Source organism: Algoriphagus sp., assembly GCF_024642405.1.
Lineage (GTDB): Bacteria > Bacteroidota > Bacteroidia > Cytophagales > Cyclobacteriaceae > Algoriphagus.
This window is the reverse complement of record NZ_JAHEBC010000065.1, coordinates 1-16,352: the sequence shown is the minus strand read 5'-3', so window position 1 is coordinate 16,352 and position 16,352 is coordinate 1. Positions and strand designations below refer to the sequence as shown.

The 16,352-nt window shown below is 34.9% G+C and carries 15 protein-coding genes; 9 read left to right on the top strand and 6 right to left on the bottom strand.

Annotated elements, in window-relative coordinates; translation table 11 throughout:
* The 7 genes from Q0L68_RS07305 to Q0L68_RS07275 all read left to right on the top strand — a co-directional run.
* A partial coding sequence (locus Q0L68_RS07305; RefSeq protein ID WP_296701252.1) for a hypothetical protein occupies positions 1 to 535 on the top strand: 535 nt, incomplete at its 5' end.
* 52 nt (positions 536 to 587) lie between these two features.
* Positions 588 to 1,283, top strand: a complete 696-nt coding sequence (locus tag Q0L68_RS07300) for a Sir2 family NAD-dependent protein deacetylase (RefSeq protein WP_296701250.1) — start codon at positions 588 to 590, stop codon at positions 1,281 to 1,283.
* A 44-nt stretch (positions 1,284 to 1,327) separates the two neighbouring features.
* A complete protein-coding gene (locus Q0L68_RS07295; protein ID WP_296701248.1) occupies positions 1,328 to 2,263 on the top strand; it encodes a DUF5996 family protein in 936 nt (311 codons plus the stop codon).
* Positions 2,264 to 2,365: 102 nt separating this feature from the next.
* Positions 2,366 to 3,487, top strand: coding sequence for a serine hydrolase (locus tag Q0L68_RS07290; RefSeq protein ID WP_296701246.1), 1,122 nt, complete (start codon positions 2,366 to 2,368; stop codon positions 3,485 to 3,487).
* An 8-nt stretch (positions 3,488 to 3,495) separates the two neighbouring features.
* Entirely contained in the window at positions 3,496 to 4,830 is a 1,335-nt protein-coding gene (locus tag Q0L68_RS07285) for a YfcC family protein (RefSeq protein WP_296701244.1), read from the top strand.
* 26 nt (positions 4,831 to 4,856) lie between these two features.
* A complete protein-coding gene (mgrA, locus tag Q0L68_RS07280; RefSeq protein WP_296701242.1) occupies positions 4,857 to 5,879 on the top strand; it encodes an L-glyceraldehyde 3-phosphate reductase in 1,023 nt (340 codons plus the stop codon).
* Positions 5,876 to 7,069: an MFS transporter gene (locus tag Q0L68_RS07275; RefSeq protein ID WP_296701240.1), complete on the top strand. Its 1,194-nt coding sequence runs from the start codon at positions 5,876 to 5,878 to the stop codon at positions 7,067 to 7,069. The genes mgrA and Q0L68_RS07275 overlap by 4 nt, the downstream gene beginning before the upstream one ends.
* 17 nt (positions 7,070 to 7,086) lie before the next feature.
* Here the strand turns inward: Q0L68_RS07275 and Q0L68_RS07270 are convergent, their stop codons facing one another.
* Positions 7,087 to 7,878, bottom strand: coding sequence for a hypothetical protein (locus tag Q0L68_RS07270; protein WP_296701238.1), 792 nt, complete (start codon positions 7,876 to 7,878; stop codon positions 7,087 to 7,089).
* A 198-nt stretch (positions 7,879 to 8,076) separates the two neighbouring features.
* On the opposite strand from Q0L68_RS07270, the gene Q0L68_RS07265 reads away from it, so the two are divergent.
* Positions 8,077 to 9,201, top strand: a complete 1,125-nt coding sequence (locus tag Q0L68_RS07265) for a histidinol-phosphate transaminase (RefSeq protein WP_296701236.1) — start codon at positions 8,077 to 8,079, stop codon at positions 9,199 to 9,201.
* Positions 9,202 to 9,765: a GNAT family protein gene (locus Q0L68_RS07260; RefSeq protein WP_296701234.1), complete on the top strand. Its 564-nt coding sequence runs from the start codon at positions 9,202 to 9,204 to the stop codon at positions 9,763 to 9,765.
* Here the strand turns inward: Q0L68_RS07260 and Q0L68_RS07255 are convergent.
* From Q0L68_RS07255 to Q0L68_RS07235, 5 genes are all read right to left on the bottom strand, one after another.
* Positions 9,754 to 11,124: an exonuclease domain-containing protein gene (locus tag Q0L68_RS07255; RefSeq protein WP_296701232.1), complete on the bottom strand. Its 1,371-nt coding sequence runs from the start codon at positions 11,122 to 11,124 to the stop codon at positions 9,754 to 9,756. The two genes, Q0L68_RS07260 and Q0L68_RS07255, sit on opposite strands and share 12 nt — an antisense overlap.
* Before the next feature lie 69 nt (positions 11,125 to 11,193).
* Entirely contained in the window at positions 11,194 to 12,774 is a 1,581-nt protein-coding gene (locus tag Q0L68_RS07250) for an NAD(P)/FAD-dependent oxidoreductase (protein WP_296701230.1), read from the bottom strand.
* Positions 12,775 to 12,927: 153 nt separating this feature from the next.
* Positions 12,928 to 14,838, bottom strand: coding sequence for a nucleoside-diphosphate sugar epimerase/dehydratase (locus Q0L68_RS07245; protein ID WP_296701228.1), 1,911 nt, complete (start codon positions 14,836 to 14,838; stop codon positions 12,928 to 12,930).
* 222 nt (positions 14,839 to 15,060) lie between these two features.
* A complete protein-coding gene (locus Q0L68_RS07240) occupies positions 15,061 to 15,699 on the bottom strand; it encodes a sugar transferase (protein WP_366938363.1) in 639 nt (212 codons plus the stop codon).
* The coding region (locus Q0L68_RS07235; RefSeq protein WP_296701226.1) for a DegT/DnrJ/EryC1/StrS family aminotransferase at positions 15,700 to 16,352 on the bottom strand (653 nt) is incomplete at its 5' end.

The following is a 16,352-nucleotide window of genomic DNA, read 5'->3' as shown; positions in this document are numbered from 1 at the left end:
GCAGCATTTCATTCATTCATTATACCAAGGAATTTCAATGGAAGAAGGGTTCATTATTAAGCGGATTAAAAGAATTCCGAATCCAGAAAAACCTACTAAGAAACAATTTGAAGAGGCAAGTATGCTTTTCAAAAGTAGTAAAAGCCAAATGGCCCGAGATTCTATTCAAATAAATATTTTATCTAAATCAAATCTTGAAGATGAAATAGAAAAAGTTGAGGAAGTGGAACTTAATCCCGAAACCCTTTTAGTCAGGAATACAGAAGGTCGAGTATTTTTAAAATTCAAAGATCAATTTCAAATTACCTATACCAAAGAGTCAATGGCTAGGGAATATCCTGGAACGACATCAGGTAATTCAAATTCAAAAAATCAAATTTCCAAGGTATATATCAATGTTCCTGAATTGGAAATATTTTTTAGTGGCACAGCTGATGATCCATTTGGTTTATTGGTAGAGGGATATATGGCTTGGGAAAGAGTTGGTGACTTAATGCCCAATGATTATGTTCCTATCATTACTACCAATCAATAATATTCTGATAATACATATTAATTTAGAGCTACATAATTAGTAGAGCTTAACAATGAAGAGAAAGAAATTAGTGGTTTTATCAGGTGCTGGTATTTCCCAAGAAAGTGGGATAAAGACTTTTAGAGACAGCAATGGTTTATGGGAAAACCATGATATTCTAGAAGTTGCATCACCGGAAGGATGGAGAAAAAACCAAAAATTGGTTCAAGAATTCTATAACAAAAGAAGAAAACAAGCTCAGGAATGCCAACCTAATCTGGCACATAAAATATTGGCGAGATTAGAAGAACGTGTGGATGTGACCATCATTACTCAGAATGTAGATGACTTACATGAAAGAGCGGGATCTTCCCACGTAATTCACTTACATGGAGAATTATCAAAAGCCCAAAGTAGCATAAATCCAGAATTGACTTATCCCATTCAAGGATGGGAAATAAAAGAAGGAGAGTTCTGTGAACTAGGAAGCCAACTTAGACCACATATAGTTTGGTTTGGGGAACCAGTTCCAAAAATGGATGAATCGATTCAATATGCCGGAATAGCTGATTACTTTTTGGTAGTTGGCACTTCTTTGCAAGTCTATCCTGCTGCTGGGCTAATAAATTATGTTCCAAGTAATGCTAAAAAGTTTATCGTGGATCTACAAAGACCAGATTACCATTTATCAGAGGATATGTTTTTTATAGAAAAAAGAGCGAGTGATGGATTGAAGCTTTTAGAAAGTATTATTTTAGGAGAATTATAGCAGTCCAATTTTGCAAATTCATATCTTGAATAAAAATTTTTACTATGGCATCTAAAAAGTCAACATGGCCAGTTTTTCAATATGATGATTGTAAAGATACAATTACATTACTTCATCAGTGGACACAAATAGTAGGAAAGGTAAGACTCAAAAAATCTCCTTGGCAGAATCATTCTTGGCACGTTTCATTATACGTTGACCACCAGGGATTAACAACAGGCAATATTCCTTACGAGAATGGATTATTCGAGATCATGTTTGATTTCAATCATCATGAATTGAAAATAAAAACTAGTTCTGGAACAAGAGATAGGTTCCCACTAGGAGGTCAAACAGTGGCCAGTTTTTATGAAATGTTGATGGAAAAGCTTAAGTTCTTAGGAATTGCCGTGAAAATTCACGGAAAGCCAAACGAAATACATGGAGCGATTCCTTTCCTAAAGAACACAAAAAGAATCCCATATCAGGCGAATCAGGCTCAAACCTTTTGGAAAGTATTGGTTCAAACACAAAATGTATTTATAAATTTTAGAAGTAAATTTACCGGAAAACACAGTCCCATTCATTTTTTTTGGGGTTCATTCGATTTAGCATATACCAGATTTTCAGGGAGAAAAGCTCCAGATTTTCAGGGAGAAATGCCAAATATGCCACTTAAGGTCATGCAAGAAGCTTATTCACATGAAGTATGTAGCTTTGGGTTTTGGCCAGGTAGTGTTGCTTTTCCAACACCTGTGTTTTATGCATACATCTATCCAAATGATCCTGAATTCAAAAATCAAAAAATATTGCCCAGTGAATCATTTTGGAATGAGGAAATGGGTGAATTTATGTTGAAATATATGGATGTTCAAAATTCTGAAAACCCTCCAGAAAAACTTAAATTATTTTTGCAAAGCAGTTACGAGGCCGCCTGTAAAGTCTCAAAATGGGATAGAAAAAGTTTAGATTGTGACTTTTCATATTTGGAAAAAAAATAAATTTTAATTTATACATCTCGGAAAAGATTGAAAAATGTTGTTCTATATTTTGATTCTATTCATATCATAAATCTTTAATTATATGAAATTGAGGAGCTGATGATGAAAAAGAAACTGAATATTTTTCTAACAGTCCTTGGGATTTGGTTCATACTTTTTCTTTTTCTTGATTGGTGGAATAGTTATCCCAAAATAAAAGTTGTTCAGGTAAAAACCTCCCAATTAATTTCAGACAAAATTGATTCTATAGTTCAAAAGTCGATTACTGAATATACTTTACCCGGTATAGGATTGGGGATTGTAAAAGATGGGAAAATTATTTATCAGAATTCGTTTGGATTTCAAAGTTTAGAGCCTTTAGATTCATTCTCTATAAACAGTCAATTTCCAAGTGCTTCTATTTCAAAGATTTTTACGGCTATTGCGGCAGCAAAATATTGGTCCTCAAAAGGAATAGTTTCGAAGGATTTAATTTCAATGATAAAATCATCAAGTGATCCTAAATCAGACCTCGATCAACTTAAAATAGAAAACCTGTTAACTCATACATCCGGAATCAAAAATCCGGGATTAATAGAAAAAATCACTAACTCAAGATCCAATGTCTCCTTATCTGAATTTGGGGAGGAAATATGGAATTCCAACTACACTAAACCTGATTCAGTATTTTTTGAATATTCAGATATTAATTTTGATTTGTTGGGTTATTTACTTCAAAAATCCGCAAATATTCCATTTGAATCTTACTTGAAAGACAATATTCTTATCCCGGCTGGAATGGTAAATTCAGATTTTGCTACTGAGTGGCCGGAAAATAATAATTCGATGACTGGATATCAGGAAACTTTCGTTTGGAAAAGAATTGAACCCAAAAAACTGGAATTTGACAGACTTCCCTCCCCCTCTTCTGGACTCATTACCTCTATTGAGGAAATGAATCTTTTCCTAATACATCTCCTAAGAGGTGATATGGGGATTTTTAAAAATGAATTAAAATGGCTCAATCCAACTAAGATTGGGGCTCCAATGGGTTTTCAGGAAATTCGTATTGATGATGAATCATGGCTAGGTCATTTTGGAGGTCAAGCGGGTTATAGTTCTTTGTTACTTTTTTCTCCACAAAAAAAAACAGGATTGATTCTTTTTTCCAATGCAAGGGATACCAAAGGATTTAGAAAAAATATCATGAGCCAGATACTTCAAGTTTTACCAGCTTCAAATTAAAGTAACATATGAAAAAGACCTTTCCGCATCCTTTGATCATCATGTTAATTTTCGTGATTCTATCGGGAATCTTTACTTATTTTATCCAATCTGGAGAATACGAAAGGCGCTTTGATGAAAAAACAGGAAGAGAAGTTGTCATACCTGGCAGTTTCCATACTGTAGAGGATCAAAATACAAGTATCAATGAAATAGTTTTATCAATTCCTGAAGGACTTGTAGAAGGAGCTGACATTTTAGTTCTAATTCTTTTAATAGGGGGAGCATTTTATGTTATCGAAAAAACAGGAGCCTTACAAGTAGGAATCGAATCGTTGATCTACACCTTTCGGAAAAGTCATTTTTTATTATTGTTTTTAATCGGAATAATTTTTAGCATTTGCGGGGCCACAATTGCCATGCAAGAAGAATTGATTGCCATGGCTCCCATTTTAATTCTACTTTCCAAAAAACTTCATTATGATCAAAGGTCAATTGTAGCCTTGACATTAGGCTGCGCCATGGTTGGGAGCTCCTTCTCTCCTATTAACCCATTTGGAGGATTATTGTCTTCTAAAATTGCAGAAGTTGATTTTAATTATGGATTAATATTCCGTGGGATCACTTTACTTGTTGTAGTTCTTATTTGGATAATCTTCCATATTAAAACCGGAAAGAATAGAAATGACCAAATAGATATTCCAGATTTTAAACCTGTAACTATTTCAACAAGACATAAAGTTATTTTGCTAATTATGACTTTGGGGATTTTAGTAATGGGATGGGGAATAGCAAAACATGACTGGGACTACAATGAAATGTCAGGATTATTTTTTGTTGTTGGAATCACTTGTGGCTTAATAGGTAAACTGGGAGTTAATGGTACCGCCAAAACTTATTCAGAAGGTTTTTCAGAAATGATTTTTGCCGGTGTAATTGTTGGGCTTGCAAGAAGCATTTATTTCGTTTTAAACCAATCATCAAGTATTGACCCACTAATTCAATCCTTATTTGAACCATTGCAGACATTGCCCACCTATGCTGCGGCTTTTGGAATGTTCCTTTCCCAAGCACTTATTCATATCCCGGTTCCGAGTACTTCCGGGCAAGCAGTACTTACCACTCCAATTACAGCTCCATTAACAGACCTTTTAGGAATTTCCAGACTAGTAGCGGTCATGAGTTATCAATTCCCCGCAGGATTAATGGATTTGATTACTCCGACAAATGGAGGATTAATGGCAGTGATTGCAGCTGTTGGCGTTAACTATAAAGATTGGTTTTCATATATCTGGAAAAGCTTCCTTCTTTTGATGGTTTTAGGGTTGATTTCTATTATTTTGGCAACTGTTTACTTTTCTTAAATCCTTGAATAACCTAATACATTCCCATGAAAATTAACGACCACGATCCATTATTGCCTTATCATGCTGCTGCTGAACGCTATGACAACATGAAATTCCGAAAATGTGGAAAAAGTGGATTGAAATTACCCGAGATAAGTTTAGGCCTTTGGCATAACTTTGGGCACAATTCAGATTTCACACTTGGTAGAAAAATTCTGAGAAGAGCTTTTGACTTGGGAATCACCCATTTTGATTTAGCAAATAATTATGGCCCTCCATACGGATCTGCCGAAGAAAACTTTGGAAGAATATTTCGAAAGGATTTCGTAGGATATAGAGATGAACTTTTGATTTCAAGTAAAGCAGGTTGGGATATGTGGCCTGGGCCTTATGGAAATTTTGGGTCTAAAAAATATTTGATCGCCAGCTTAGATCAGAGTTTAAAGAGAATGGGCATCGATTACGTAGATATCTTTTACCATCATAGACCTGACCCAGAAACTCCACTGGAAGAGACTATGGGAGCTTTAGATCAGATAGTCAAGCAAGGAAAAGCCTTATATGTAGGAATCTCTCAATATAGTGCTGAGGATACGATTAAAGCTTATGACATCTTAAAAAGAATGGGAACTCCTCTTTTGATTCATCAACCGAGATACAGCATGCTGGATAGATGGGTAGAAAATGGTCTTTTAGACGCTATTGAAGAAAAGGGCATTGGAGGTATCGCATTTTCTCCTTTGGAGCAAGGAATGTTAACTGATAAATACCTTAAGGGAATTCCAAAGGATTCGCGAGCAGCCAAAGATGGCAGGTATCTAAAAGCCGACCAGATATCCTCAGAAAAAATAGAGATGATTCGAAAGCTTAACGACATTGCTCAAACAAGAGATCAAAGTCTAGCTCAAATGGCTATTGCTTGGCTTTTGAAAGATCCAAGAATTACATCCGTATTAGTGGGTGTTTCAAAACCTGAGCAGCTAGACGACAATGTTGCTGCCATAAAAAACACTGAATTTGGACCTGCTGAAATCACTCAGATCAAATCCATTATCGGTGCTTCATGAAAATGATTTCAAGTAGAAGTGCCCTGATTTTGATCGTTATTGCTCAATTTCTGGGCACTTCACTTTGGTTTGCCGGGAATGCGGTAGCTTCAGAAATAGGAGCAATTTTAGGTGAACCTGAGTTAATTGCCTCTATTACATCGGCTGTACAATTTGGTTTTATTATTGGTACATTTTTTTATGCTTTTTTTGCCATTCCAGATAGGTTTTCACCGGGAGATGTTTTTTTCTTCAGTGCCATTTTAGCAGCTTCTGCCAACATATTTATTGTAATTCTTCCTTTTAAATTGGAGTTTATTCTTTCCTTTAGGTTTTTGGTAGGCTTTTTCCTGGCAGGAATCTATCCTGTTGGAATGAAAATAGCTTCTGATTATTTTGAAAAAGGCCTTGGTTCTGCCTTAGGTTTTTTGGTTGGAGCTTTAGTCTTAGGAACAGCATTTCCCCATCTAATTAATGGTTTGGGGCTTCAGATTTCATGGAAAATTATATTTTGGATCACCTCTACTTTAGCAATTCTTGGAGGTACTATTATAGGTTTTTTGGTGCCAGATGGGCCATATAGAAAATTAAATCCAAAATTCGAATTAAAACTTCTTCCCCAACTAAGTAAAATAAATGGATTGAAAAGCGCAGCGTCCGGATATTTTGGTCATATGTGGGAGTTGTATACTTTTTGGGCATTCGTACCAGTCATAATTTCTTATTTATCAAAAGGCGGTTTTTCAGCTAATCAAATTTCATTATTATCATTTTCAGTCATAGCAATTGGTGGACTTTCCTGTGCTTACGGGGGAATAATTTCTTCAAAAGTAGGCAGTGAAAAAGTAGCCCTAATTTCATTAACTGGATCTGGTATCTGTTGTATTCTTCTTTTAGTTGTAGCTTTTCTTCCAAATCTCTTATGGATAGTATTTCTCTTGATTTGGGGGATTTTAATAACAGCAGATTCCCCACAATTCTCAACTCTAGTTTCTCAATCAGTCCCTTCAGAATATAGAGGTACAGCCTTGACACTCGTCAACAGTTTGGGCTTTGGGATAAGTATATTAAGCATACAATTTGGTCAGTTTTTATTGAATTGGATAGAAATAGATCGAATGCTTTCGTTACTTTTCGTAGGCCCTTTAATGGGAATACTCTTATTTAAGTTTTTTTCAAAAAAAAAGAGGCTTCAATCTGAAGCCTCTTAGCGAAAAGTCAAACCGGACTATCTCACTATATTTTCTAGGGTTGCCAAATAGACCCATTTTTGATCTCTTGAATTCAAACCAGCATTGACTGCATTTTGTTGCTCTTCGGTTTGGTCCATGTCTTCGTAGGCCTGTGCATTAAAGAACTGCATATAGTCTTTATACATATTCATGGTTAAATGAGTTGACTTAGCTTCCGAACCTAAAGGTAGGGCTGTACGGAGAAAGCTCCAGTGCCCCATCATTCCTTGTTCAATTCTTTTTTGATGAATTGGTCTAAACACTTGCATTTCAGCATTTTCATATTGATCGAAATTACCCTCATTGGCTTTCATCAAATCAAATGATGCCAAAACTCCTGGTTTCATTTGAAAATCATCATCGGTTGAGACAATTTCCCTCATATATAGCCTCATGGGAGTGTCTTTTATGGCTAAAGCATTTTGAAATAAATTAGCTACTTGAGCATCGTTTAAATGAGGGTATGCAATTTTGGTGTAATCCATCATAGTAGATTCATCCATTCCATTCATCATATTTACAGGATCATTATAATAAGTTATCATAATGTATTGGAAAGCACTTTGATCCGCGCCGGATTGCAAAGCCCAGAAATCCCAACCTTTGATCTTATTATCATTTAAAGCCTGTCTATAGACTTTTTCCATTAAATCTTTAAATTCGATGTAATCAAAAATTTGATCGTTTTCAACTTTAATAAAATCGAATACCATATATTGAGCTTGTTGAGCCCGAATACCAGTTGCTATCAATAAGCTAAAAATGAAGAATATTATAACCTTTTTCATAATGTTTTGGGTTTAGGGTAAATTGTGCTTCCCATTAATTTAAAAAATAATTTTGTTGATTTCTTATTTAAAATAGAAAATTTTATTTTAAGGGAATTTTCATCAAGAAAACTTATTTTAATAAAGCAGCTAAGAAAATGTAAAATTTATAATGTATTGTTTATGTATTTAAATTATTAATAAATAAACCTTAAAAATATGACAGGATTATCAAGAAGATCATGGCTAAAAAAGACAGCCTTAGGTAGTAGTTTTGCACTACTTGGAGGAGCAGGAATTACCACCTCACTATCAGCTGAAGAAATAAGAAAATTCAACCCGCGCCCTTTAGCAGGTCCAATTAGGTTGGGATCAAATGAAAACCCCTATGGACCCTCTGAATCTGTAAGGAAAGCAATGGCTGGTGGTTTTGACTTAGGCTGCAGATACCCTTGGAGCTATAATTCTGATTTAGTAAAAATGATTGCTGCAAAAGAAGGAGTTCCTGAAGATCATATTGTAATGGTAGCTGGATCTACAGAAGGTCTAAAAATCACAGGAATTACATTTGGACAAGGAGGAGAAATAATATCATGTGCTCCAACATTTTTATCCATGATGGATTATGCAGAGCTATGGGGTACTGATATCAACTGGGTTCCTTTGACAAAAGATCATGATTTTGACCTTGATGAAATCGAAAAAAGGGTATCCTATAATACAAGACTTGTGTTTCTTTGTAACCCAAACAATCCGACAGGAAAATTACTTCCTGCTGATAGAGTTCGAGATTTTTGCGAAACAGTAAGTAAAAAAGCAATCGTTTTTTCCGATGAGGCTTATTACGACTATATCACAGAGCCTAATTATCCTTCCATGGTTGAGTTCGTAAAGCAAGGGAAAGACGTTATCGTTTCAAAAACCTTTTCAAAAGTTTATGGACTTGCGGGTATCCGGTTAGGATATTTAATAGCCAGACCTGAATTGGCCGCTAAGCTTTCTGACCGCGTAGTGGCAAATACAAATATCATGGCGATTGAAGCAGGAAAAGCTGCCTTAAAAGATTCAGCCTTTTATGATTTTTCTGTTAATAAGGCCAAAGAAGCAAAAAAGATGATTACAAATACCTTGGATGAGCTCAAACTCTCATACCTAGAATCACATACAAACTTTGTATTTTTCCATACAGGACGGGATATTGTTGAATTGAACAAGCAAATGGCTGATAAGGGCTTTATCATAGGAAGGCCATTTCCTCCTTTGAATGACTGGTGCAGGATATCTACTGGAACAATTGAAGAAGTAGCCCTTTATAATAATGCAATTAAAGAAGTACTAGGATAAATGATTGAAAAAAATCTAATTCTAGAAAATGATAAAGTCCTGCTTAGACCTTTTATTAAGCAGGACTTTCCTTTGCTTCAAAGTCTATGCAAGGATAGCGAAATGTGGACTTGGTTTACTCATGATCTTCAAACTAATGAAGGTTTTTCTAATTGGGCAAAACCAGCTTTAGTTCATGAGAGAAATCAATTTACAGTTATTGATAAAACTTCGGAGAGAGTTGCTGGCTCTACTGCCTTTGGTAATTTTTCACCCAGGGATCAGCGGCTTGAAATTGGATGGACTTGGCTTGGGAAGGATTTTCATGGAACTGGAATAAATCAAAACATGAAATATTTAATGTTAGAATATTGTTTTGAAAAATTGGGACTTGAAAGAGTTGAATTCAAAACTGATGTTCTGAATCTTTCCGCAAGACATGCTTTACTTAAATTGGGAGCAATAGAAGAAGGGGTACTCCGCAGTCATACTTTAATGGTGAAAGGGAGAAGAAGAGATACTATTTATTATAGCGTATTACCAGAAGACTGGGAAAATATAAAATTCCAAAAATCAAGAAACTGAATCTAATACTTGAATTTGATTAGGTTTAAGTAGCGGTATAAATTGTTTGAGTATATAATAGGTTTCTGGTACCCTAGGTACAGGATTTTGGTTTTGAAGGATCGATTCTGTACCAACATTTTCTTCAAAAAACCCATAACTTTTTAATATTCCTCTTTCAAAAACACAAGCTGCAATATCATTTGGCCCTTTGCCTGGAAGAGTCAATAAAATCTCCTTTTGGCTTTCTTTAATCCTATCTAAAAATGCCACAGCTTTCATATTATATATTTCAGGTTTCAGATCTGAGTTGCAGTAATCTTGGCAGCTAATGGGTTCACCTTTTTTACAAGTAGCTTTTCGAAGTCCGCAAAGCCTTGGGCATAGTTCAAAACTTTCGATTCCATCTTTTAAAAAAGCAATTGCTTCATCAGAGGATAAAAAGGTTTCGAAAGGCTTTAAATGTTTTGTAACCTTCGCTATTTGAAATCTGGAATATCCAGAATTATCTTCATAATGAAACAATCCCCAAAGGGTCTTGGGAAGCTTGAGGGCTGAGTTATATTTTGGCCATAATCGTTTGATTTCCAGAGCCTCAAATAATAAAGCCATCAATTCTGATCCTGTGATTTCCCATTTTAAATCTACAATTTCAGCTTTGAGTTTTTGCTTTAATCCAGGAAGTAAATTTCCCGAGAAATGATTTTTAAAACGTTCTTTAATGTTTATTGCTTTTCCTACATAGATTACTTTTCCTCGATCATTCAACATATAATAAACACCACATTTCTCTGGAATTTCCCTGTATTTGGAAAGAGAAAAGTTTGGGGGTAAAAATGACTCTCCTGAATTCTTTTTTAAGGAAGCAGTAACCATATCTGGCCTTTCCTTGATCATTTGATCAAAAAGAATTGAAGTAGCTCTAGCATCGCCCATTGCTCTATGTCTTGCATAGATCGGAATATTTCTAGTTTCACATATTCTACCAAGACTATAAGAACTCAATCCGGGAATTATTTTTCTAGCAAGTCTAACAGTGCATAATTTGTCTGCTTTAAATTCCTTATTTACTTTTTTAAAAGATTCTCTCAAAAATCCGTAATCAAAATTTACAGAATGAGCTACAAAGACTCTCCCATGTAGTAATTCCCATAACTTATCTGCTAATTCATAAAAAGTTGGTGCATTTTGAATCATTGAATTATCAATTCCAGTCAAGCCTGTAATGTAACTTGGTATGACTTGTTCCGGATTAATCAAAGATTCAAATTCTTCCAAGATTTTTTCACCATCATGAATCAGGATTGCAATTTCAGTTATGCCACAATTTGATGCGGTCCCTCCCGTGGTTTCTATATCTACAATGGCATATTCCATCATGCAAAATAAGAAAATGAAAATAGGATAGTAAATTAAAGTCAGCTATTGACAAGTATTGGAAGGATTCGATTATTTATTGATGTATGCTGCTATTAATTTCTCAGCACATCTTTCCCCATCCATTGCTGCCGATACAATACCTCCTGCATACCCGGCACCTTCTCCGCAAGGATAAAGCCTTTTGATTTGAATATGTTCAAAGCTTTCTTTATCTCTAGGAATCCTCACGGGTGAAGAAGTTCTACTTTCAACACCGATTAATTGTGAATCATTGGTGTAATATCCTCTCATTTTCTGGCCAAATACTTTAAAAGCCATTGCTAGTCTTTCAGATATAAAACCTGGTAAAACTTCCCTCATTTCAACTGATTCCAATCCCGGCTGGTAAGAAGTGTCCAAAAGTGAGGTACTGTTTTTTTTCTCAACAAAATCCACCATTTTCTGAGCTGGAGCCACTTGGGTTTTTCCTCCCATTTCCCAAGCTCTTTTTTCTATTTCAGCCTGAAAGTGCATTGCTGCCAAAGGACCATATTTTTGAAACTCTGGTAAATCTTCTAATTCAACTGCTACAACAATCCCTGAATTCGCAAATTTACTATCCCTCCTGCTTGGGCTCATTCCGTTTACCACCAACTCTCCAGGAGCGGTAGCTGAAGGCACTATATAACCTCCTGGGCACATACAAAAGCTAAAAACTCCTCTCTGTATTCCTTTAAAATTGGTTTGTGTAACCAAAGAATAAGAAGAAGCAGGTAAGTATGGACCTCTATCTATTTCGCAATGATATTGGATTCTATCAATTAGTTTTTGGCTGTGTTCAATCCTAACTCCTAAAGCAAAAGGTTTAGCTTCAATAAAAATATTTCTTCTTTGAAGTAATTCAAAAATATCCCTAGCAGAATGTCCTGTTGCCAGAATTACGCCTAGACCCTTTATTTTCTCCCCATTATTCGTAATTACTCCTTTAATCTCGTTTCCTTCCAAAATAAAGTCTTCAACTCTACAGTCAAAATGAATCTCCCCGCCTGATTCCAGGATCGTATTCCTAAGATCTGCAACAAGTTTCGGCAACTTGTTGGTGCCTATATGAGGGTGAGCATCTACCAGTATTTCTTCAGTTGCACCGTGGGCAACCAAAATCTCCATAATCCTTCGAATATCTCCCCTCTTTTTTGATCTTGTATAAAGCTTTCCATCAGAATAAGTTCCGGCACCTCCTTCACCAAAACAATAATTAGAGTCAGGATTAACAAGATGATGTTTTGTAATTGCTGCCAAATCCCTTCTTCTAGCTCTAACATCTTTTCCTCTTTCAAGAATAATTGGTTTCACCCCCAATTCTATAGCTCTTAACGCAGCAAAAAGTCCTGCAGGACCTGCACCTACAATTACGATAGGATCAGCATTACTGATATTCCCATAAGTGGGAATATTTTCAATTAATGAATTTGGTTGCTCCTTGATAAAAATCTCAGACTGAACATTTACTTTAACTTTTCTGCCTCTCGCATCAATAGATCTCTTGACTTGCCTCACGAAAACCTCGGGAGTTGTAAAACTGATTCCTGCGTTTTTTAGAACTGTGGCTTTAAACAATTCCGGATCATAAGCTTCTTCCGGTGAAAGCTGTAAATGGAGTTCTTTTTTCATAGTAAGGTTTTTATCCCTAAAGAGTAACAAAGATAGATATTCAAAAAAGTATTAACTAACATTCATATTTTAAGATCTGAAACCCTTATTAAATCAAAAACTCCAGATTTTCATCTGGAGTCCCAAGAAATTAAATTTCAATTTTTTCGGATCTTAGTTCAACCTATCCAAAACTTCAAATCTTGAAGAATTAGAAATAAACTCTGGTACAATGACTTTGAGATGGCTAACTAGATCGTTTTCGGAATTCTTTCCGATTAGATCCATAAAAAGTTCTATCTGACCGTCAATTTTATGGTATGCAGCAGGTGCCACTTGTGCTATTTTTATTTTTGGATGGTGAGTTATCTTCACAGTTTCAAAGTCATTCAAGAGCTCCTCATATAATTTTTCTCCTTCTCTTAAACCAGAAAAAACTATTTTAATGTCTTCATCTACTTTTTTACCGGATAGCTGAACCATCTTCTTTGCTAAATCCAAAATCTTAACAGGGCGACCCATATCGAAAACATAAATCTCCCCACCTTCTCCCATCACTCCAGCTTCCAAAACCAACTGACATGCTTCAGGAATTGTCATAAAGTATCGTGTAATATCGGGATGTGTTACAGTAATAGGTCCACCATGCAATATCTGTTTCTTAAAAAGTGGAATAACGGAACCATTAGATCCCAAAACATTACCAAAACGAGTAGTTATAAACTTTGTGTGATATTTTTTATGATTTCTTTCAAGATACTCATTCAGCGCCTGAACATACATTTCTGCAGTTCTTTTACTTGCTCCCATTACATTGGTTGGGTTAACAGCCTTATCTGTAGATACAAAAACAAACTTGTCAACTTGAGATAGCACCGATAAATCCGCTAAAATTTTTGTTCCGATAACATTAGCATGAACTGCCTCCTCAGGATAGTTTTCCATCATAGGAACATGTTTATATGCAGCAGCATGAAAAACGACTTGAGGCTTTAAATTCCTAAAAACCTCCTTCATTTTTTTCTTGTTCCTTACATCACCTAAAATTATCTTTATTTTACAATGAGGCCAGTTCTCTTTAAATTCTTGTTCAATATCGTATAAGGCTGATTCTGCAATATCTAGCAAAATCAAAAGCTTTGGATCGTAATGGGAGATTTGTCTACACAATTCTGAACCAATAGAACCAGCAGCTCCAGTAACTAAAACCACTTTACCGATCAAGTCTTCCTGTATTCTGGGATTATCTAATCTAATTTGTTCCCTACTTAAAAGATCCTCGATTTTTATTTCACGAATAGCACCGGCAGTAAGACCGCCATTGATCCATTGATCTACCGGAGGAACAATAGAAACTGATACGTTTAACCGAAGACATTCATCAATAATTTCATTCTTTCGTTGTACTGTAAGGTCTCTAACAGCAATAATTAATTCTGTAATATTATGTTGCTTGACAAGTCTTTCTAACTCAAGTAGACCTTTATAAATCCTTTTGCCATCGATATTCTTACCATCTTTTTTAGGATCGTCATCTAAAAATGCAACCGTATTAAAAAGACTTTTACTATCTCTTTTTATAGCTTCTTGAGCAATGATTCCAGCTTCACCGGCACCAAAAATGACTCCATTTTTCATTTCACGTTCTGTGATGCCATTCTTTAGATATACAAATAGCTCTTTTACCAATAATCTGTAAAAGATCAGCATGAACATGGCTGATAAGCTTGCAATGATTAAAACTGAGGTAGGTAATAGGAATCTATCATTCAGAAAATTACCATGGAAAAAATTTAAGAACAGGAATAATACAAAGTTAATTATTACTGTTTTGAAAATGTTAGAGCCATCTCTAAAACCCGTATGACGGACAATCCCTTCATAACTGCGAGTATTTTGCATGACAAGTAAACCACCAACCATGAATGTGAAAGAACCTGCAAAAGCATCATTTTGCTCAATCAGAGACAATTCAAAATTGAACCGGACCAAATACCCAAAAAGTGCACATTGAAATAAAATAAAAGAGTCAAGCGTAGCTATGATCCATCTGGGAAGGATTTTTAACCTAGTCAAAAAATTCATAGTAGAAATTCAGTCAAATGGACACTATTTAATTACAAACTTAATTAAACTGAAAAGCAAAGATATCATATTTTATCAAATAATTTAAGTAACACCCAAAGGAACTTAGGTAATTATCGAATTAATCCAATAAAATTTTGTGTTTTTCAAATAATTAAAAAGGCTCTTTGAAAGAATGAAAAAATTCGATTAGTATATTTATATTAAATCGTTTAAAAAAATCTATAAAATGGATTGATTAGTAAGGTTTTCAGTTGAATTCCCCGTAAACTTTTTTGCACTTACATGTCCTTCTTGAGAAATCCCTTTTCCAGATAAAACATTAAAAAAGGTTCCGAAAAGAATTTTAATATCAAGAAATAAACTGCAATTATCAATATACCAAACATCATACTTAAACTTTTGCTCCCATGAAATTTTATTTCTTCCATTGATCTGGGCCCAACCTGTAACACCTGGTTTTAACTCATGCCTTTTACTTTGCTCTTCAGAATACAAAGAAAGATACTCTCTTAATAAAGGTCTCGGTCCTACCATGCTCATTTCTCCCTTCAGAACATTAATTAATTGAGGTATTTCATCCAAAGAACTTTTTCTTATGAATTTCCCTAATCCCGTAATCCTTTGATCGTCCGGTAATAATAGACCTTGCTGATCATAACTTTCTAGCATAGTCTTAAATTTCAAGATATAGAATATTTTTCCTTTTTTACCCGGTCTAGGCTGTATAAAAAAAGGCAAAGATTTTAGATGTAGACTTAATATTATAAACAAGGACAGAAAAATTGGAGAAAGAAAAAGTAGCATCAAAAAAGATATTACAAAATCTAATGGTCTTTTAATGAACTTCCTATAAATCACTTACTTATAAATTTTTTGAATCTCTCTTTCAATTAATTCAACAATTTCTTCTTGTTGGAAATAGGTAAGATTAGATGAGCTTGGAAGGCATAGACCTGTTTCAAACATGTTCTGAGCAAATTCACCTCCATAAAAAGGAGCTTCTTTAAATATTGGCTGAAGATGAAGAGGCTTCCATAAAAACCTTGTTTCTATCCCATTTTCAAGCAGCAATAATCGAATTTTATCATTTTTTAAGCCTGATAATTCCTTATTAAATAGAATTGTGGTCAACCAATAGTTTGATCGACTTGATTCATTTTCTTCTTGAAAAGAAATCCCAGGTATTTTTGAAAACAACTCCCTATAAATACTATTGATTTTTCTTCTTTTAGAAACAAGTTCATCCAATTGTTCTAGCTGGGCCAACCCTATTGCAGCGGTTAAATTATTCATCTTATAATTAAAACCAATTTCAAGATGTTGGTAATAGGGCAAATCTTCTCTTGCTTGGGTAGATAAATGAGCCGCTTTTTGGATTATGTTGGTATCGTTGGAAATAATAGCTCCTCCTCCCCCAGATGTGATAATTTTATTCCCATTAAAAGAATAAACCCCTATAGTTCCAAATGTACCACAAGCAAACCCATTATATTGACTACCAACTGCTTCAG